An 18,490-nucleotide genomic window follows, 5' to 3' on the forward strand; every position below is an offset into this window, starting at 1 on the left:
GTCCCCGCACAGCCCCCTCTCAGCTTCCGCCGGGCGGCCGGTAAGGTAGCCGGGTCGTCATCACCCGTACGGGGGGAAGCCGGTGCAATTCCGGCGCTGACCCGCAACCGTGAGCCACATCCCCTGTGGCAAGCCGGACCGCCGCGCCCGGGACGTTGATCGGCTCATGTGCGCCGGCGCCCGCCGTCGCACGGCACCGTCGAGGTTTACGGAGCCGAGCCGCCGGGGTGTCCCGTGCTGCCCGGCTCCCCGCAGGGAGAGGCACCCGCCGACCATGACCGTCCTCCGCCGCACCGCCGGGGTGCTGGCCGCCACCGCCGTCATCGGTACCGCCACGCCCGCGACGACCGCGCTGGCCGCCGGCACGGCCGCCGGCACCGCGTCCCCTTCGCCCTCCGCGTCGGCGGTCCTCCCGTCGGGGCTGTACGGCGGTTCGGACCCGAAGTACGACGGCGTCTGGCGCCAGTCCCTCGCCCTGCTGGCCCAGCGCGCGGTGGGGGTCACCCCGGCCGCGAAGGCGGTGGACTGGCTGGCCGGGCAGCAGTGCGCGAACGGCTCGTTCGCCGCGTTCCGCGCCGAGCCGACGGCGGCCTGTGACGCCAAGGTGACCGTGGACACGAACAGCACGGCGGCCGCGGTACAGGCGCTGAAGGCGGCCGGCGGCCACGACGCCGCCGCGGACAGGGCCGTGAACTGGCTGAAGTCGCAGCAGAACAAGGACGGCGGCTGGGGCTACGCCCCCGGCTCGGCCAGCGACACCAACTCCACCGGCGTGGTCATCGGCGCGCTCGCGGCGGCCGGCGCGAGCGCGGACAGGTCGCCGTACGCCCTCCTCGCCAAGTGGTCCCTCCCCTGCGCCGAGGACGGTGGCGGCGCTCTCGCCTACCAGCCGGACCAGCAGGGGAAACTGGCCGCCAACGCGGACGCGACCGCGGCCGGGGTGCTCGGAGCCCTCGGCAAGGGATTCGTGACGACGGCCGGGAAGGCGTCGGCGAAGGGCAGCCATGCCTGCGCGGACGCCGCCAAGGCCCTCACCCGGGACGAGGTGGCCCGCAACGGCGCCGCGTACCTGGCGGACGCCACCTCCGCCAAGGGCTACCTCGTCTCCGCGCTGCCCGGCGCCAAGCCCCAGCCGGACTACGGCAACACCGCCGACGCGGTCGTCGCCATGGCCGCGCAGGGCTGGACGAAGCCGGCGAAGAAGCCGTACGCGTGGCTGGAGGCGCACGCCGTGCCGTGGGCGGAGCAGAGCGGGCCCGCGGCCTACGCCGAGCTGGTCCTCGCCGCGCACGCGATGGGCGCGGACCCGCGCGACTTCGGCGGGACGAACCTGGTGACGGCGCTGAACGCGACGGGCCCGGCGCCGCAGGCGGCCACGGCCGCCGCGAAGCACACCGAGGAGAAGAAGCCGGGCAACAGCGTGTGGTGGATCGTCGGCACCGGTCTCGTCGGCGGTATCGGCATCGGCTTCCTGCTCAGCGGCCGCCGGAAGCAGCAGCAGCTGTGACCGCGGTCCGCCGGGCCGCGCTGCTGCTCCTGGCCGCGCTGACGCTGTGCGCGACGGCCGCCGGGCCGGCGGCGGCCACCGGTTACCGCTACTGGTCCTTCTGGGAGCGGGACGGCGCGCGCTGGGCGTACGCCACGCAGGGCCCCTCCACCGCGCGGCCCGCCGACGGTTCGGTCGAGGGTTTCCGCTTCGCGGTGAGCGAGGACTCGGCGGACGCGTCGCGACCGCGCGGCACGGCGGACTTCGGGAGGATCTGCGCCGGCACGCCTGCCGTGGAGGGCCGGAAGCGGGTGGCGCTGGTCGTCGACTTCGGCACGGCGGCGGACGCGTCCCCGGGAGAGCGGCCGCCTGCGCGGCGGACGGCCTGTGCGGTGGTGTCCGAGGACGCGACGACGGCGGAGGCGCTGGCGACGGTGGCGAAGCCGCTGCGGTACGACACGAACGCGTTGCTGTGCGCCATCGACGGGTATCCGTCGCGGGGGTGCGGGGAGAAGGTCGCGGCGGGGGGTACGTCGGACAGCGGGCCGTCGCTCGGCCTGGCGGCCGGCGTGGGGGTGGTCGTAGTGGTGGCTGCGGGTGCCCTCTGGCAGACACGGCGGCGGAAGAATGCGTGAGCGCCACAGTGCGGGCCGGTGGGGGCTGGTCGCGCAGTTCCCCGCGCCCCTTGCGGGGCACGTCCTGGCTGCGGGCAGTCGTGCCTCCCCCAGAGCCCTAAAAGCCTGGGGGGACCCCCAGGCGGCACGGGTGGGCGCTGGGGGTCCCCCCGGCCGAAGGCTGGGGGAGGCACCCCGCAAGCGCGGGCGAGCGAAACCCCCCGTCGCCCGGCTGCAGCGCCGCTCCCCCGTACACCCCGGCGCCTGGTGGCTCTGGTCGCTCTCTCTCGGGGTCGCCGCGTCCCGTACCACCAACCCCCTCCTCCTCGCCCTCCTCGTCGCGGTCACCGCCTACGTCGTGGCCGTCTGCCGGAGCCGGGTCGCCCCCTGGTCCCGCTCCTACGCCGCATTCGCCAGGCTCGCCCTCGCCGTCCTCCTCGTCCGCCTCGCCTTCACCGTCGTCCTCGGCTCCCCCGTCCCCGGCGCGCACACCCTCGTCACCCTTCCCGAAGTGCCTCTCCCGCACTGGGCCCAGGGCATCCGGCTCGGCGGCCGGGTCACCGCGGAGGCGCTCGTCTTCGCCCTGTACGACGGCCTCAGGATCGCCGCCCTCCTCGTCTGCGTCGGCGCCGCGAACGCGCTCGCCAACCCGGCCCGGCTGCTCAAGTCCCTGCCCGGTGCCCTGTACGAGCTGGGCGTGGCCGTGGTCGTCGCGCTCACCTTCGCGCCGCATCTGGTGGCCGACGTGCAGCGGCTGCGGGCCGCCCGGCGGCTGCGCGGCCGCCCCGACTCCGGCATCCGCGGCCTGCTCCAGGTCGGACTCCCGGTCCTGGAGAGCGCGTTGGAGCGTTCGGTCGCCCTCGCCGCCGCGATGGACGCGCGCGGGTACGGCCGCAGCGCCGACGTCCCGGACCGGGTCCGCCGTACGACGGCCGTGCTCACCCTCGGCGGCCTGCTCGGCATCTGCGCGGGAACGTACGGGCTGCTCACCGCTGAAGGCGGCGGCTACGGACCGACCTTGCTGCCGGCCGGGGTGGCCGCCGCGCTGGCGGGGCTGCGGCTCGGCGGCCGGCGTTCGCCGCGCACCCGGTACCGGCCCGACCCGTGGGACGCGCGGGCCTGGCTGGTGTCCGGGGCCGGCGCCGCGGTCGCCGCCCTGCTCACCCTGGCGTCCGTCCGTGATCCGGACGCCCTGCATCCCGGGGTCGTACCGCTGGTCGCCCCCACGCTTCCGCTCTGGCCCGCGGCCGCCGTGCTGCTCGGCCTGCTGCCCGCCCTCATCGTTCCCGGGGATCCCAAGGGCCCCAGGGAGGAGCCGTCGTGATCCGTTTCGAGGACGTCTCCGTCACCTACGACGGCGCGGTCCAACCCGCTGTGCAGGATGTCGACTTCGAGGTGCCGGAGGGTGAACTCGTCCTCCTGGCCGGCCCGTCCGGCACCGGCAAGTCGACGGTTCTGAACTCCGTGAGCGGGCTCGTGCCGCACTTCACCGGCGGCACCCTGCGCGGGCGGGTGACGGTCGCCGGCCGGGACACCCGCACCCACCGGCCGCGCGAACTCGCGGACGTCGTCGGCACGGTGGGCCAGGATCCGCTCGCCCACTTCGTGACCGACACCGTGGAGGACGAACTCGCCTACGGGATGGAGTCGTTGGGGATCGCCCCGGCGGTGATGCGGCGGCGGGTGGAGGAGACCCTCGATCTGCTGGGGCTCGCCGAGGTGCGGGACCGGGCAATCGCCACGCTCTCGGGCGGACAGCGGCAGCGGGTCGCGATCGGGTCGGTGCTCACCCCGCATCCCGCGGTCCTGGTGCTGGACGAGCCGACCTCCGCGCTCGACCCGGCCGCCGCCGAGGAGGTGCTGGCCGTGCTCCAGCGGCTGGTGCACGACCTGGGGACGACGGTGCTGCTGGCCGAGCACCGGCTGGAGCGGGTCGTGCAGTACGCCGACCGGGTCGTGCTGCTGCCCGGGGACGGGGCCGCGCCGGTGTGCGGGACACCCGCCGAGGTGATGGCCGTGTCGCCGGTGTGTCCGCCGGTGGTGGAGCTGGGGCGGCTGGCCGGGTGGTCGCCGCTGCCGATGACCGTACGGGACGCCCGGCGGCGGGCGGCGGCGGCCGGGTTGCGGGAGCGGCTCGCCGGGCGGGTCCCGGAGCAGCGGCCCGTTCCCGGTCGCGCGGGTGGTCGTGTGGCCGGTCGCGCGGGTGATCGTGTGGCCGGTCCCGCGGCCGGTCCCGCGGTCGGCCCGGCGGCTCCGCTCGCCGAGGTCCGTTCCCTCGCCGTCCGCCGGGGCCGGGTCGACGCGCTGTGCGGCGTCGACCTCACCGTCGCCCCCGGGGAGACCGTGGCCCTCATGGGGCGCAACGGCGCCGGGAAGTCCACGCTGCTGGGCGCCCTGGTCGGGCTCGTCGAGCCGGGCTCCGGCGCGGTGCGGGTCCGCGGCGCGGTCCCGCACCGCACGCGCCCGCGTGACCTCGTACGCCTGGTCGGACTGGTCCCGCAGGAACCGCGTGACCTGCTGTACGCCGACACGGTCGGGGCCGAGTGCGCGGCCGCCGACCGGGACGCGGGGGCGGAGTCCGGGACCTGCCGCGGGCTCGTGTCCGAGCTGCTGCCCGGGGTCGCGGACGACACGCACCCCCGTGATCTCTCCGAGGGGCAGCGGCTCGCCCTCGCGCTCGCCGTCGTCCTCACCGCCCGCCCGCCGCTGCTCCTGCTCGACGAGCCGACCCGGGGCCTGGACTACGCGGCGAAGGCCCGGCTGGTGGGCGTGTTGCGCGGGCTCGCCGCCGACGGGCACGCGATCGTGCTGGCCACGCACGACGTGGAGCTGGCCGCGGAGCTCGCGCACCGGGTGGTGCTGCTCGCGGAGGGCGAGGTCATCGCGGACGGGCCGACCGACGACATCGTCGTCTCCTCGCCGTCCTTCGCCCCGCAGGTGACGAAGATCCTCGCGCCGCAGCGGTGGCTCACCGTGGCCCAGGTCCGGGAGGCGCTGGCATGACCGGCACGCCCCCTCCCCGTATCCGGTCGCGTCCCCGTATCCGGTCGCGTCCCCGGGCGGGGTCCCGGGCGGACAACCCCGTGCGGCTCGGCCCCCGCTCCATCGCCGCCCTGCTCCTCGTCAGCGCCGTCGGCGTGGTCGCCGTCGGCTGGCCCTTCCTCGCCCCGCCCTCCTCCCGGATCGCCTCGCACGCCCAGGACGCGCCCTGGCTCTTCGCGGGGCTGCTGGTGCTGCTGGTCGCCGTGCTGGCGGCGACAATCGCCGAGTCGGGGCTCGGTCCGAAGGCGGTCGCCATGCTGGGCGTGCTGGCCGCGACCGGGGCGGCGCTGCGGCCGGTCGGCGCCGGCACCGCCGGGATCGAGCCGATGTTCTTCCTGATGGTGCTGAGCGGGCGGGTCCTCGGGCCGGGTTTCGGGTTCACCCTGGGCTCGCTCACCATGTTCGCGTCGGCGCTGCTCACCGGCGGGGTGGGGCCGTGGCTGCCGTTCCAGATGCTGGCGATGGGCTGGTTCACGATGGGGGCCGGCCTGCTGCCGGGCGCCGGTCGGCTGCGCGGCCGCGGGGAGCTGGCGCTGCTGGCGGGGTACGGCTTCGTGGCCGCGTTCGCCTACGGCACGGTCGTCGACCTGGCGGGCTGGCCGCTGCTGGCCGGCACCGCCTCGAACCTCGCCTTCGACCCGCACGCCGGGCCCGCCGCCAACCTGGCCCGTTTCCTCGCCTACAGCCTGGCCACCGCCATGGGCTGGAACCTGGGCCGGGCCCTGTGCACGGTCGTCCTCACCCTTCTCCTCGGTCCGGCGCTGCTGCGGGCGCTGCGCCGGGCCACCCGGCGGGCCGCCTTCGAGACCGCGGTCACATTCGACGGTCCCGGGACGTGAGGCGTCGTACGCGCCAGGTGACCGGACCGGTGAAGCACCCCACATGACCCACGTCACCTACGACCCGGAACAGTAGTCAGACTTTTCCCTTTTGCCCGTTTCGCGACCCCGACTGACCTGCGGTTTGAGAGCCACGCCACACAACGGACCATCGACGCGTATGCGACCACCACTAGTAAAAGGGGTGATTGCGGACGGGTTCCCGGCCTGCTTGTCTGGACGACGTCGCCAGGCGCCACGAGCCCGCAGCGGGCCGCGGCGCCGACGCATACGGACGGCCCTCACGGGTGGTTCCGGAGCACGGCGACTCCCTGTCCCCGACGAAAGAGGTTCTCCGTGTCCGTGTCCTTCATCCGCCGCATCGCTTCCCCGAAGAAGGCCCTCACCACCGCCGCCGTGGCCGCTGCCGCCGCCGGCATGGCCCTGACCGCGGCGCCCGCCCAGGCCGCCACCACGTCGGCCTCCTCGGCCCAGGCGATCGCGCACAAGATGATTCCGAACGCCGCGCAGTTCAACGCGTTCAGCAAGATCGTGTCGCACGAGAGTGGCTGGAACATCTCCGCCACCAACTCCTCCTCCGGCGCCTACGGCCTGGTCCAGGCCCTGCCCGGCTCGAAGATGGCGTCCGCCGGCTCCGACTGGAAGACCAACCCGGCCACCCAGATCAAGTGGGGCCTGGACTACATGAACTCCCGCTACGGCAGCCCGACCGCCGCCTGGAGCTTCTGGCAGGCCAACGGCTGGTACTGAGCCGCCGACCCGCGCGCGCCCGTGGTCGATCGCGGCCGAGCCGCGCAGCCGCCGCTGATCCCCGGCACCGCGCGCCCCTGAACTCCGGCACCCTCGCCCCTCCTCCTGGGCGAGGGTGCCGACGCATGTCCGGACAGGGTGCCGACGTAGATGCGGGCGTGCTGCCGCGGCATGTCCGGCCGCGGTGCCGAGGTACGGCCCGCCGTGGTGCCGACGTGCGGCCCGCCGTGGTACCGACGTGCGCCCGGCCGTGCTTCCGAGATGCGGCCCGTCGTGGTGCCGACGTCCGCCCGGCCGCGGTGCCGACGTCCGCCCGGCCACGCTGCCGACGTCCGCCCGGCCACGCTGCCGACGTCCGCCCGGCCGCGGTGCCGACGTCCGCCCGGCCGCGGTGCCGACGTGCGGCCCGCCGTGGTGCACTGGGCCCGGAGCCAGACCACCCGCCGGACCGCCGGAGGAACGATGACGACGGCCACCCCGCCCCGCGACCCCGAGACCCGCGGTGTGCGGCTGGTGGCCGTGCTGCTGGCGCTGATGCTGGTGAGCGGCCTGATCGACGCCGTCGGCTATCTCGGCCTGGGCCATGTCTTCACCGCCAACATGACCGGCAACGTGGTGATCCTCGGCTTCGCGGCCGCCGGGACGCCCGGCTTCTCCGTCCCCCACTCGGCGACCTCGCTGGCCGCCTTCATGCTGGGCGCGGCGACGGGCGGCCGGGTCGCGGCCCGGCTCGCCGCCGGCTCCCGGCGCCGGTGGATGCGGGTGACGCTGGCGGCGGAGGCGACCCTGGTGGCCGGGTCGGCCGTGCTGGCCTTCGCCGGCTCCGGCACGCCGGCCACCAGCTACGTCCTGATCGCGCTGACCGCCTTCGCGATGGGGCTGCGCAACGCGAACGTCCGCAAGCTGGGCGTGCCCGACCTCACGGCGACCACGGTCCTCACCACCACCCTGACCGGACTCCTCTCCGAGTCCCGCCTCGGCGACGGCACCAGCCACCGCTCCCCGCGCCGGGCGGCAGCGGTCGTCGCGCTGTTCGCCGGCGCGGCGCTGGGGGCGTGGCTGATCAGCGACCACAGCCCGGGGGTGCCCCTGCTCGTCGCGGCCGCCGTGTCCGGGGTGCTGGCGGTGGTCGCGTCGGGCAGGGAGTGACCTCGCGTCTCGGGGGAGGCAGGAACGGGGGCGTAGGGAGGGGGTGCTCCTGCCTCCCTCGGGACGGGCCGGCGGCGCCGGGAGCCGTCGGCCCGCGTCCGGAGGGGGTTACGACGTGGTGACCCCTACGTCGTGACCCGGAGGTGTTTCACGCCGTTGATCCACGCCGAGCGCAGCCGGTCCGGGTCGCCGACCAGCCGGAGGCCCGGCATCGCGTCGGCGATCGCGTTGAAGATCAGGTCGATCTCCAGGACGGCGAGGGACTTGCCGAGGCAGTAGTGGGGGCCACCGCCGCCGAAGCCGAGGTGGGGGTTGGGGTCGCGGGTGATGTCGAAGGTGTCGGGGTCGGTGAAGACCTCGGGGTCGTGGTTGGCGGAGGCGTAGAAGACGCCGACCCGGTCGCCCTTGCGGATCAGCCTGCCGCCCAGTTCGGTGTCCTGGGTGGCGGTGCGCTGGAAGGAGTTGACCGGGGTGGCCCAGCGGACGATCTCCTCGGCGGTGGTCGCGGGCCGCTCGCGCTTGTAGAGATCCCAGGCGTCGGGGTGGGTCAGGAACGCGTGCATGCCGTGGGTGATGGCGTTGCGGGTGGTCTCGTTGCCGGCCACCGCGAGCATCAGCACGAAGAACCCGAACTCGTCGGAGTTGAGATTGCCCTCGTCCTCGGCGGCGACCAGCGTGGAGACGATGTCCTTGGCCGGGCACTGCTTGCGGTCGGCCGCCATGTTCATCGCGTAGGCGATCAGCTCGGTGGCGGACTCGGCGCCCACCTCCTCGGTGATCGCGTACTCCGGGTCGTCGTACGAGATCATCTTGTTGGACCAGTCGAAGATCTTGGCCCGGTCGTCCTGCGGGATGCCGATCAGTTCCGCGATCGCCTGGAGGGGGAGCTCGCAGGCGACCTCGGTGACGAAGTCGAAGGGGCCCGAGTGGGCGCGGGCCGCGTCGACGATCGAGCCGGCGCGGGCGCGCAGCCGCTCCTCCAGGGCGCGGATGGAGCGCGGGGTGAAGCCGCGCTGGATGATCTGGCGGACCCGGGTGTGCTCGGGCGGGTCCATGTTCAGCAGGATCAGCCGCTGGGCGTCGATCGCGTCCCGCTGCATGTGCTCGGTGAAGCGGATGATCGCCGTGTTGAGCCAGGACGAGAAGATCTCGGGGTGCGTGGAGACGTACTTGACGTCCGCGTGCCGGGTGACGGCCCAGTAGCCGTCGTCCTGGAAGCCGGCGAGGCCGTGCGGCTGTTCGATCCAGCGGACCGGTTCCGCCTGGCGCAGTTCGGCGAACTCCGGGAGCGGCACCCGGTGATGGAGCAGGTCGGGGTCGGTGAGGTCGAACCCGTCGGGCAGCGCGGGACAGGGCATGAGCGACTCACTCCCACCGTGTACGAGCCTGGACATATGGTTCCGACGCGTGCTGACGACGCGTTCTGACGGTCCATCAGAAAGGACCGGTTGCCGTGAAGGTAATAACGGGTTCTACAAGTCGCAAGGGGTGCGGTCCCCCCAATTGCATGCACCCCCCTTGCGGTTGTGGACGGACTGTCAGCAGACTGCACGCAGAACTAGTACGCGTTCTAGTTCTGCGTGGCGGGCCGGGCCGGGACGCCCCTGCGCCGCGCGGGTGACCGAGGAGAGGACCGAGCCCCCATGGCCGCGGAACCCGTGATCGTCGAAGCCGTACGCACCCCCATCGGCAAGCGCGGCGGCGCGCTCGCCAACCTGCATCCCGCCTACCTCCTGGGCGAGACCTACCGTGAACTCCTCGGCCGCACCGGCATCCCCGCCGACGCGGTCGAGCAGATCGTCGGCGGCACGGTGACCCACGCCGGCGAGCAGTCCATGAACCCCGCGCGCACGGCCTGGCTGACCATGGGACTGCCGTACGAGACCGCGGCCACCACCGTCGACTGCCAGTGCGGCTCCTCGCAGCAGGCCTCGCACATGACCGCCAACATGATCGCCGCCGGGGTCGTCGACGTCGGGATCAGCTGCGGGGTCGAGGCGATGTCCCGGGTGCCGCTGGGCTCGGGCTCCAAGCACGGTCCGGGCAAGCCGTTCCCCGACGAGTGGAACGTCGACCTGCCCAACCAGTTCGAGGCCGCCGAGCGCATCGCCCGCAACCGCGGCCTGACCAGGGAGGACGTCGACGCGCTCGGGCTGCTCTCGCAGGAGCGGGCGGCGCACGCCTGGGCCGAGGAACGCTTCAAGCGGGAGACCTTCGCCGTCCAGGTGCCGACGACGGAGGAGGAACAGCACGCGGGGCAGGGCATGTGGCGCCTGGTCGACCGGGACGAGGGGCTGCGCGACACGTCGGCGGAGGCGCTGGCGGGCCTGAAGCCGGTGATGCCGACGGCGGTCCACACGGCCGGCAACTCCTCCCAGATCTCCGACGGCGCCGCCGCCATCATGTGGGCGTCCAAGCGCATGGCCCGCGCCCTCAAGCTCCGCCCCCGGGCCCGGATCGTCGCCCAGGCCCTGGTCGGCGCCGACCCGCACTTCCACCTCGACGGCCCGATCGACGCGACCCGCGCCGTCCTCGGCAAGGCCGGCATGACCCTCAAGGACATCGACCTCGTCGAGATCAACGAGGCGTTCGCGTCCGTGGTGCTCAGCTGGGCCCGGGTCTTCGAGCAGAACCTGGACAAGGTCAACGTCAACGGCGGCGCGATCGCCCTCGGCCACCCGGTGGGGGCCACCGGCGCCCGCCTGATCACCACCGCCCTGCACGAACTGGAACGCACCGACAAGGAGTTCGCCCTCATCACGATGTGCGCGGGCGGCGCCCTGGCAACCGGAACGATCATCCAGCGACTCTGAGAAGCGCCCGAAACTCAGTGCCCCGAAGTTCAGCGCCCCCGCAGGCAGATCAGCGGCCCGCAGATGAGCGCCCCAAAGGGGCGCTGGGGGTACCCCCGGCCGAAGGCTGGGGGAGGAACTGCGCGACCAGCCCCAACGGCGCCGCAGCCGAACGACAACGCATCACCCCAAGGCGTCACCCGGGAGCCGGAATCGTCACCGGCTCCCGGGGCTCCCGGTCCCCCCTGTCGGCCCCCGCCCCCCGCAGGGCCCGCGGCCCCTGCAGCAGATACCCGACGCCGAAGCCCGCGCCGACCACCGCCGCACCGCCCACCGCGTCCAGGACCCAGTGGTTGCCGGTGCCGATGATCGCCGAGACCGTGAGGAGGGGGTGGATCAGGCCGAAGGCCTTGAGCCACCACTTCGGGGCGACGACGGCGATGACGATCCCGCACCACAGCGACCAGCCGAAGTGCAGCGAGGGCATCGCCGCGTACTGGTTGGTCAGCTGGGTGAGCGTGCCGTAGTCCGGCTTGGCGAAGTCCTGCGGGCCGTGCACGGTGTCGATGATGCCGAGGCCCGGCATCAGGCGGGGCGGGGCCAGCGGGTAGAGCCAGAAGCCGATCAGGGCGAACGCGGTGGCGAAGCCGAGGGCGGTGCGGGCCCAGCGGTAGTCGACCGGGCGGCGGACGTAGAGGACGGCGAGGACGGTCAGCGGGACGACGAAGTGGAAGGACTCGTAGTAGAAGTCGAGGGAGCTCCGCAGCCAGCCGATGCCGTACACGGTGTGGTTGGCCCAGTGCTCGATGTCGATGTGCAGGAACCGCTCGATGTCGTGGATCTGGTGCCCGTGGCGCTCGGCGCGGGCCCGCCCGGACGTGCCGTTCCCGTCCCCGGCGGCGGCGAGCCGGATCTGCTGGTAGGCGAAGTAGACCAGCCGCATCGCGACCAGTTCGAGGAAGAGGTTGGGGCGGGTCAGCACCCGGCGCAGGGACGCGGCCAGCGGGACCTGCCGGAAGCGGGCCGGGACCGGCTCCGCGTAGTCCGTCGGGATCGGGCGCAGGAACTCCGGGGCGGTACGGGACAGGAAGGGGACGACCGTGGCCGCGGCCAGGGCGGCGAGCAGGATCGTGTTGTCGCGCACGGGCACGAAGAGCGACTGGTTCGGCAGCATCGCCTTGGCGGGCAGCGTCATCACGAGGACGACCACCACCGGCCACACCGGCCGGTCCGCGGCGCGCCGCCCGGCCCTGCCGACCACCGCGAGCAGCACCCACAGCAGCTGGTGCTGCCAGGCTGCGGGCGACACCGCCACCACCGCGCAGCCGGTGATCGCGACCGCGAGCAGCAGCTGCCCGTCGCGGGCGTAGCGCACCGCCCGGCGCAGCGCGAGGACGGCCACGGCCGCGGCGAGCGCCAGGAACAGGACGATCTCCAGCGGGCCGCTCAGCCCGAACCGCAGCAGGGCGCCGTGCAGCGACTGGTTGGCGAGCGCGTCGGCCTCGCCGCCGAGGCCGACGCCGGCCATGTGGTGGACCCAGTAGGTGTACGAGTCGTGCGGCATCGCCGCCCAGGCCAGCACCGTGCAGGCGGCGAAGGTCGCGCCGGTGGCGAGGGCGGCCCGGCGGCGGCCGGTGAACCACAGCAGCGGGGCGAACAGCAGCAGGGCCGGCTGGAGGGCGGCGGCCAGGCCGATGCACACCCCGCTGTCGCGCTGCCCGCGGGCGGCGAAGCAGCCGAGCAGGACGAGCAGGACCGGGATGATGCTGGTCTGGCCGAGCCAGAGGGTGTTGCGGACCGGCAGCGAGAGCATCAGCAGGCTGATCGCGACCGGCGCGGCCAGCAGCGAGGTGCGGCGGCTCGCCGGCTGGGGCAGCGCCCGGGCGGCGACCAGGCCGAGGGCGACCACCAGCAGCAGCGTGCCGAAGGTCCAGCCCCAGCCGAGGGCCTGCTCGGCGGCTCTGGTGAGCGGCTTGAGGGCCAGCCCGCCGAAGGGGGTGCCGGTGAACTGCGTCGAGTCGTACAGGGAGCCCTTGACGTGCAGCACGCCGTCCGGGCCGACCCAGGTCTCCAGGTCCGTCAGCCGTTCCCCGCTCGGGGTGCTCAGGACGGCGGCCACCTGCCGTACGGCGAGGATCGCGGCCACCGCCCACAGGCCGAGCCGGGCCATTCTGAACCGCGCTCCGGCCTCCGCCCCGCCGAAAGCCTCCCCCTGCCGTCCTCCGTGCTCCACGTTCGCCACGCCTCGCCGGCCTCCCGCCCCGTCCCGCGCATCGTTCTGAGAACCCTAAGAGGCTCCCACCGCCTCTGGACAGAGACGCAGGCAACCCCCTCGTCACCTGACGTCCGCCCGCCTTTTGTCCGGAAGACGACAGTGTGCGAGGGGTGGGGTCGCCTCCACGGAGCGCGACAAGGATCACAGTGCGCGGCCCGCATAAGGCCACGGGAGCGGGCAGACGTCCCTGCACACACCGCGTTTAGCTGCACTGCGCAGGTAAGCGCGTACGCGACGTAACGCCCCCAAGTACTCCTATCGTCACTTTCCGGCCCGTCCGCCGCCGTACGGGCCGCACCCCCTGTCCCCCACGAAAGGTAGGCGAGCCCCGTTTTGGCGACCGCCACAGCCGTCATCCCGTCCCCCCGCACAGCCACCGCCCCCGGTCCGGCCCCCACCGTCACCGATCCCGCGCTGGTGAGGCGCGCCGTGAAGGCGGCCGCGCTCGGCAACGCCATGGAGTGGTTCGACTTCGGCGTCTACAGCTACATCGCGGTGACCCTGGGCAAGGTCTTCTTCCCGTCCGGCAGCCCGACCGCCCAGCTGCTGTCCACGTTCGGCGCCTTCGCCGCGGCCTTCCTGGTCCGCCCGCTCGGCGGCATGGTCTTCGGCCCGCTCGGCGACCGCGTGGGCCGCCAGAAGGTCCTCGCCGTGACCATGATCATGATGGCGGCGGGCACCTTCGCGATCGGCCTGATCCCGTCCTACGCGACGATCGGCGTCGGCGCCCCGCTGCTCCTTCTGGCCGCCCGCCTGGTGCAGGGCTTCTCCACCGGCGGCGAGTACGCGGGCGCGTCCACGTTCATCGCCGAGTACGCGCCGGACAAGAGGCGCGGCTTCTTCGGCAGCTGGCTGGAGTTCGGCACGCTGGCCGGCTACATCGGCGGCGCCGGCCTGGTGACCCTGATGACCGCGCTGCTCTCCTCCGACGACCTGACGTCCTGGGGCTGGCGCATCCCGTTCCTGATCGCGGGCCCGATGGGCATCATCGGCCTCTACCTGCGGATGCGCCTGGAGGAGACCCCGGCGTTCGCGGCCGAGGTCGAGAAGTCCGAGCAGTCCCGCCCGAAGGTCCCCCTGCGCGAGATGATCACCGGCCAGTGGCGGGCCCTGCTCCTGTGCATGGCCCTGGTCCTGGTCTTCAACGTCACGGACTACATGCTGCTGTCGTACATGCCCAGCTATCTCACCAGTGAGCTGAAGTACGACGAGACGCACGGCCTGCTGGTCGTCCTCGGCGTGATGGCGCTGATGATGGTCGTCCAGCCGTTCGCCGGAGCCCTGACCGACCGCGTCGGCCGCCGCCCGGTGATCGCGGCGGGCTGTGCGGGCTTCCTGGCCCTCTCCGTCCCCGCCCTCCTCCTGATCCGCCAGGGCAGCCTGCTCGCGGTCGGCCTCGGCATGGGCGCCCTGGGCCTCCTCCTGGTCTGCTTCACGGCCGCGATGCCGGCCGCCCTCCCGGCCCTCTTCCCGACCCGGGTCCGCTACGGCTCCCTGTCGATCGGCTTCAACATCTCGGTCTCCCTGTTCGGCGGCACGACGCCGCTGGCGGTGACGGCCCTGATCGGAGCGACGGGGAACCTGATGATGCCCGCGTACTACATGATGGCCGCGGCAGTGATCGGCGGCTTCGCGGCCTGGCGCATGGCGGAGACGGCGGGACAGCCCCTGCCCGGTTCAGCACCGTCGGTCGAGGCGCCCCTTTAGGGGCGGCCGCGCCCCTGGGGGCGCGGGGAACTGCGCGCCCAGCCCCCACCGGCCCGCAGACAGCCGACGAGCTGAGCGCCCCGTCGGCCCGCCCCCTACGGTTCCGTCGTCTCCGACTCCAGTGCCGCACGGGTGGCCGTTCCGTACACCCCCGGCTCGTCGGTCAGGATCCCCCGCGCCACCTGGTACGTCCGCACCGCGTCCTCGGTCCTGCTGTCGTAGTGGCCGTCGGCCTTCCCGGTGTAGAGGTTCAGCTGGGCCAGCCGCTGCTGGAGTTCCGTCACCTCCGCCCCGGTGTCGCCGGGGCGGAGGACCGGGGGCGAGGTGGGCTGCGCGGAGGCCGCCGTACCCGTCGTCGACGCCGACTCGGTCGGTGTGGCCGAGCGGGAGGCGGTCCGGGACGGGGTGGCACTCGACGGCGCGGGGGACGGGGAGTGCGACGCGCTCGGGCTCGCGGACCCGGAAGGCGCCGAGGAGGAGGGCGCGGATCCCCGCGACGTCACCGGCGCCGCGGCCGAGGGCGACGCCGTGCTCGGGGTCACGTCCGGGACGCTCTGCCGTACGTCCGCCGGTGCCGCCCTGTCCCGCGTCGGCGTCGCGCGGGCGAACATCCCGCTCGCGAACCCCGCCACGGCGAGGATCCCGGCCACCGCCCCGGCGACCGCCAGGAGCAGGGCCCACCGGTGACGCCGACGAGGAGCTTCCGGCGCTTGCGGCGCTTGCGGCGCCGCGTCGAGGGCGTCGGCGGGCACCGCCCGCAACGGCACGGTCGCCTCGGCCGCGACCGGCACGGCCGGCCGCCCCACCGCCACCGGCAGCGGCAGCGGCAGCGGCAGCGGCAGCGGCGCGGTCTCCCCGCCGTCGGCGTCCGCACCGGCGTCCGCGTCCGCGTCCGAGTCGCCCGTGATCGCGACGTACGGCCGTATCCGCAGCGGGTCGAAGTCCTCCGCGGCCGCCTGTTCGGCCGTGCGCGCGTCGCGCAGGGCGTCGGAGGCGCGCCGGTTGCAGTCGCAGGAGGGCGAGCCGTCCGGCCCCTTGGGCGTCCCGCACTCCGGGCACTGATGGCCCCCGGTCGTATCCGTCACGGCGTTCCTCCCTCCCCCCACGAACTCCACAGATTATGCAGAGCGTCCACACGTACGTTCGCCGAAACCTCCCGTCTCCCTCCCGTGTCACAGATCCCGAAGCGGACTCGACGGGCCATACCGGGTGACACCGTCCACGATGGAAGATGGCCGAAAGCCCCGGGAGGTCTCCATGGCCCTGGAAACGACGCACACCCCGGCGAAGGACGCGGAGCGGGTACCCGGCAATGTGCTGGTCCCGATCGGCGCGCTGCTGCTCGGGCTGTTGCTGGCCGCGCTGGACCAGACGATCGTGTCGACGGCCCTGCCGACCATCGTCAGCGACCTCGGGGGGCTCGAGCACCTGTCGTGGGTGGTCACCGCCTACCTGCTGGCCTCCACCGCCGCCACCCCGCTGTGGGGCAAGCTCGGTGACCAGTACGGGCGCAAGCGGCTCTTCCAGCTCGCGATCGTGATCTTCCTCGTCGGGTCGGCGCTGTGCGGGATGGCGCAGGACATGGGCGAGCTGATCGGCTTCCGCGCCCTGCAGGGGCTGGGCGGCGGCGGGCTCATGGTGCTGTCGATGGCGATCGTCGGGGACATCGTGCCGCCGCGCGACCGCGGGCGCTACCAGGGGCTGTTCGGTGCCGTGTTCGGCACGACCAGTGTGCTCGGGCCGCTGCTCGGCGGACTGCTCACCGAGCAGCTGAGCTGGCGCTGGGTGTTCTACGTCAACCTGCCCGTCGGTGTCGTCGCGCTCGCCGTGATCGCCGCCGCGCTGCACATCCCGCGCCGGAGCGCCCACCACGTCATCGACTACCTCGGCACCTTCCTGATCGCCGCCGTCGCCACCTGCCTGGTGCTGGTGGCCTCACTGGGCGGGACGACCTGGGCGTGGGGCTCGCCGCAGATCATCGGGCTCGCGGTCCTCGGGGTCGTCCTCGCCGTCGCCTTCGTGGCCGTCGAGCGGCGGGCCGCCGAACCCGTGCTCCCGCTCAAGCTCTTCGGCATCCGCACCTTCACCCTCGCCGCCGTGATCAGCTTCATCGTCGGGTTCGCGATGTTCGGCGCGATGACCTATCTGCCGACCTTCCTCCAGGTCGTGCAGGGCATCTCGCCGACCCTGTCGGGCGTGCACATGCTGCCGATGGTGATCGGTCTGCTGCTGTCGTCGACGATCTCCGGGCAGATCGTCAGCCGTACCGGGCGCTGGAAGGTGTTCCCGGTCACCGGCACCGGTGTGACCACCCTCGGGCTGCTGCTCCTGCACCGGCTCGACGAGCACAGCTCGACCGCCGCGATGAGCGGCTGCTTCTTCGTCTTCGGCCTGGGCCTCGGGCTGGTCATGCAGGTACTGGTGCTGATCGTGCAGAACTCCGTGTCGTACGAGGACCTCGGCGTCGCCACCTCCGGCGCGACCTTCTTCCGCTCGATCGGGGCCTCCTTCGGCGTCGCCATCTTCGGTTCCGTCTTCGCGAGCCGGCTCGCCGACAAGCTCACCGACGCCTTCCGGGGCGTCCGGCTCCCGCCCGGCGCCACTCCGGACACCCTCAAGTCCGACCCGCGGGGCATCGCCGCCCTGCCGCCCGCGCTGCGCCCGGCGGCCCTGCACGCGTACGCGTCGTCGATCACCGACGTGTTCCTGTACGCCGCCCCGGTCGCCCTCCTCGGCTTCGTCCTCGCCTGGTTCCTCAAGGAGGACCGGCTGCGCGGCTCGGTCACCGCGCCGGACGCGTCCGAGACCATCCCGCCCAACCCGGTCCAGCGGTCGTCCTACGACGAGTGCTCCCGGGCGCTGTCCCTGCTCGGCACCCGGGAGGGGCGCCGGGAGGTCTACCGGAAGATAAACGAACGGGCCGGGTACCAGGACCTGTTGCCGGCGTCCGGCTGGCTGCTGCTGCGGATCCGCCGGTACGGCTCGGTGGAGCCGGGCAGGCTCGCCGAGCGCGGCCCGGTCCCGATGACCATCGTCCTGGCGGGGGCCCGCCAGCTGGAGGAGCGGCATCTCGCCGACCGCCTGGGCCTCGACCTGACCCTCACCGGCCAGGGCCAGGAGGTCGCCGAACGGCTCGCCAGGGCCCGCGAGGAGTCCCTGGCCGAACTCCTCGGCGACTGGTGGACCCCGGACCGGCCGACCGACCTGGACCGCCTGGTCCGGGAGCTGACCGACGAGCTGTGCGGCACCGAACGCGAGCAGCCGCAGCAGCCGCAGCGCCCGGCGGCACGGCGGATCAGCTGACGAGTTCCTTGCGGAACCAGTGCCCGGCGTAGACGTCGTCGTTGTGCGGCCCGGTCTCCGTGTAGCCGAGCCGCGCGTAGAGGGCGCGGGCCTCCACCAGGTCGGTGCGGGTGTCCAGCAGGATCCGCGCGGCCCCCAGGGCACGGGCCGCGTCCTCGGCCGCCGTGACGAGGAGCGCTGCGCCGCCCCGGCCGCGCAGCCCCTCGTGCACGAAGACCCGGGTGAGTTCGGCGGTGGCCGGGTCCAGGAGCCGTACCCCCGCGCTGCCGGCCGGCTCACCGTCGTACCGCGCGACCAGCAACCGTCCGGTGGGCGGGGCCAGTTCGGCGCCCAGGCGGGCGGCGATCTCCCGCTCCAGCTCGGCCGGGTCGGTGCGGCGGCCCTCGTGGAGCAGGTACCAGCGGTCGCTGACCTCGGTGTAGTAGGCCCGCCACAGGGCGCGGGCGGCGGCGGAGTCCGGCTGTTCCGGGGTGATCGTCCAGGAGGTCGAGGCCATGGACCATAATCCCAGGGGGACTTGACCCGCCCGCGCA

The 18,490-nt window shown here is 73.7% G+C and carries 14 protein-coding genes and 1 riboswitch; of the genes, 10 read left to right on the forward strand and 4 right to left on the reverse strand.

Annotation, left to right across the window (positions count from 1 at the left end):
- The first annotated feature begins 34 nt into the window (after positions 1-34).
- Positions 35-166: riboswitch (cobalamin riboswitch) on the forward strand.
- A 108-nt stretch (positions 167-274) separates the two neighbouring features.
- From ACFWPQ_RS27750 to ACFWPQ_RS27780, 7 genes are all read left to right on the forward strand, one after another.
- Positions 275-1,507, forward strand: coding sequence for a prenyltransferase/squalene oxidase repeat-containing protein (locus ACFWPQ_RS27750; protein WP_384040230.1), 1,233 nt, complete (start codon positions 275-277; stop codon positions 1,505-1,507).
- On the forward strand, positions 1,504-2,121 hold the full coding sequence (locus ACFWPQ_RS27755) for an SCO2322 family protein (RefSeq protein WP_384040233.1): 618 nt from the start codon (positions 1,504-1,506) through the stop codon (positions 2,119-2,121). Before ACFWPQ_RS27750 ends, ACFWPQ_RS27755 begins: the two co-directional genes overlap by 4 nt.
- On the forward strand, positions 2,114-3,424 hold the full coding sequence (locus tag ACFWPQ_RS27760; RefSeq protein ID WP_384040236.1) for a CbiQ family ECF transporter T component: 1,311 nt from the start codon (positions 2,114-2,116) through the stop codon (positions 3,422-3,424). The genes ACFWPQ_RS27755 and ACFWPQ_RS27760 overlap by 8 nt, the downstream gene beginning before the upstream one ends.
- The gene (locus ACFWPQ_RS27765) at positions 3,421-5,103 is read left to right on the forward strand and encodes an ABC transporter ATP-binding protein (RefSeq protein WP_384040239.1); all 1,683 of its coding nucleotides are present in this window, start codon (positions 3,421-3,423) and stop codon (positions 5,101-5,103) included. The genes ACFWPQ_RS27760 and ACFWPQ_RS27765 overlap by 4 nt, the downstream gene beginning before the upstream one ends.
- Positions 5,100-5,981, forward strand: coding sequence for an ECF transporter S component (locus ACFWPQ_RS27770; RefSeq protein ID WP_384040241.1), 882 nt, complete (start codon positions 5,100-5,102; stop codon positions 5,979-5,981). Before ACFWPQ_RS27765 ends, ACFWPQ_RS27770 begins: the two co-directional genes overlap by 4 nt.
- Positions 5,982-6,317: 336 nt before the next feature.
- Positions 6,318-6,731, forward strand: a complete 414-nt coding sequence (locus ACFWPQ_RS27775; RefSeq protein WP_384040244.1) for a transglycosylase SLT domain-containing protein — start codon at positions 6,318-6,320, stop codon at positions 6,729-6,731.
- A 462-nt stretch (positions 6,732-7,193) separates the two neighbouring features.
- Entirely contained in the window at positions 7,194-7,880 is a 687-nt protein-coding gene (locus tag ACFWPQ_RS27780; RefSeq protein ID WP_384040248.1) for a YoaK family protein, read from the forward strand.
- Positions 7,881-8,005: 125 nt separating this feature from the next.
- On the opposite strand, the gene ACFWPQ_RS27785 is transcribed toward ACFWPQ_RS27780, so the two are convergent.
- A complete protein-coding gene (locus ACFWPQ_RS27785; RefSeq protein WP_384040251.1) occupies positions 8,006-9,238 on the reverse strand; it encodes a cytochrome P450 in 1,233 nt (410 codons plus the stop codon).
- Positions 9,239-9,523: 285 nt separating this feature from the next.
- On the opposite strand from ACFWPQ_RS27785, the gene ACFWPQ_RS27790 reads away from it, so the two are divergent.
- Positions 9,524-10,693 (forward strand): steroid 3-ketoacyl-CoA thiolase, encoded by a 1,170-nt coding sequence (locus tag ACFWPQ_RS27790; RefSeq protein WP_384040254.1) that lies wholly within the window; start codon positions 9,524-9,526, stop codon positions 10,691-10,693.
- Between the two features lie 175 nt (positions 10,694-10,868).
- Here the strand turns inward: ACFWPQ_RS27790 and ACFWPQ_RS27795 are convergent, their stop codons facing one another.
- Complete coding sequence (locus tag ACFWPQ_RS27795) at positions 10,869-12,914, reverse strand: bifunctional glycosyltransferase 87/phosphatase PAP2 family protein (protein ID WP_384040256.1); 2,046 nt, start codon at positions 12,912-12,914, stop codon at positions 10,869-10,871.
- Between the two features lie 366 nt (positions 12,915-13,280).
- Here ACFWPQ_RS27795 and proP point away from each other — a divergent pair, with 366 nt between their 5' ends.
- Positions 13,281-14,654 (forward strand): glycine betaine/L-proline transporter ProP, encoded by a 1,374-nt coding sequence (gene proP, locus ACFWPQ_RS27800; RefSeq protein WP_384040259.1) that lies wholly within the window; start codon positions 13,281-13,283, stop codon positions 14,652-14,654.
- Positions 14,655-14,749: 95 nt separating this feature from the next.
- On the opposite strand, the gene ACFWPQ_RS27805 is transcribed toward proP, so the two are convergent.
- Positions 14,750-15,739 (reverse strand): peptidoglycan-binding protein, encoded by a 990-nt coding sequence (locus ACFWPQ_RS27805; protein WP_384040262.1) that lies wholly within the window; start codon positions 15,737-15,739, stop codon positions 14,750-14,752.
- Positions 15,740-15,911: 172 nt separating this feature from the next.
- Between ACFWPQ_RS27805 and ACFWPQ_RS27810 the strand changes: the two genes are divergently transcribed.
- Positions 15,912-17,957, forward strand: coding sequence for a DHA2 family efflux MFS transporter permease subunit (locus ACFWPQ_RS27810; protein ID WP_384040265.1), 2,046 nt, complete (start codon positions 15,912-15,914; stop codon positions 17,955-17,957).
- On the opposite strand, the gene ACFWPQ_RS27815 is transcribed toward ACFWPQ_RS27810, so the two are convergent.
- Entirely contained in the window at positions 17,950-18,453 is a 504-nt protein-coding gene (locus ACFWPQ_RS27815; protein WP_384040268.1) for a GNAT family N-acetyltransferase, read from the reverse strand. The two genes, ACFWPQ_RS27810 and ACFWPQ_RS27815, sit on opposite strands and share 8 nt — an antisense overlap.
- Between the last annotated feature and the right edge of the window lie 37 nt (positions 18,454-18,490).

The organism is Streptomyces sp. NPDC058464 (assembly GCF_042721035.1).
Classification (GTDB): domain Bacteria; phylum Actinomycetota; class Actinomycetes; order Streptomycetales; family Streptomycetaceae; genus Streptomyces.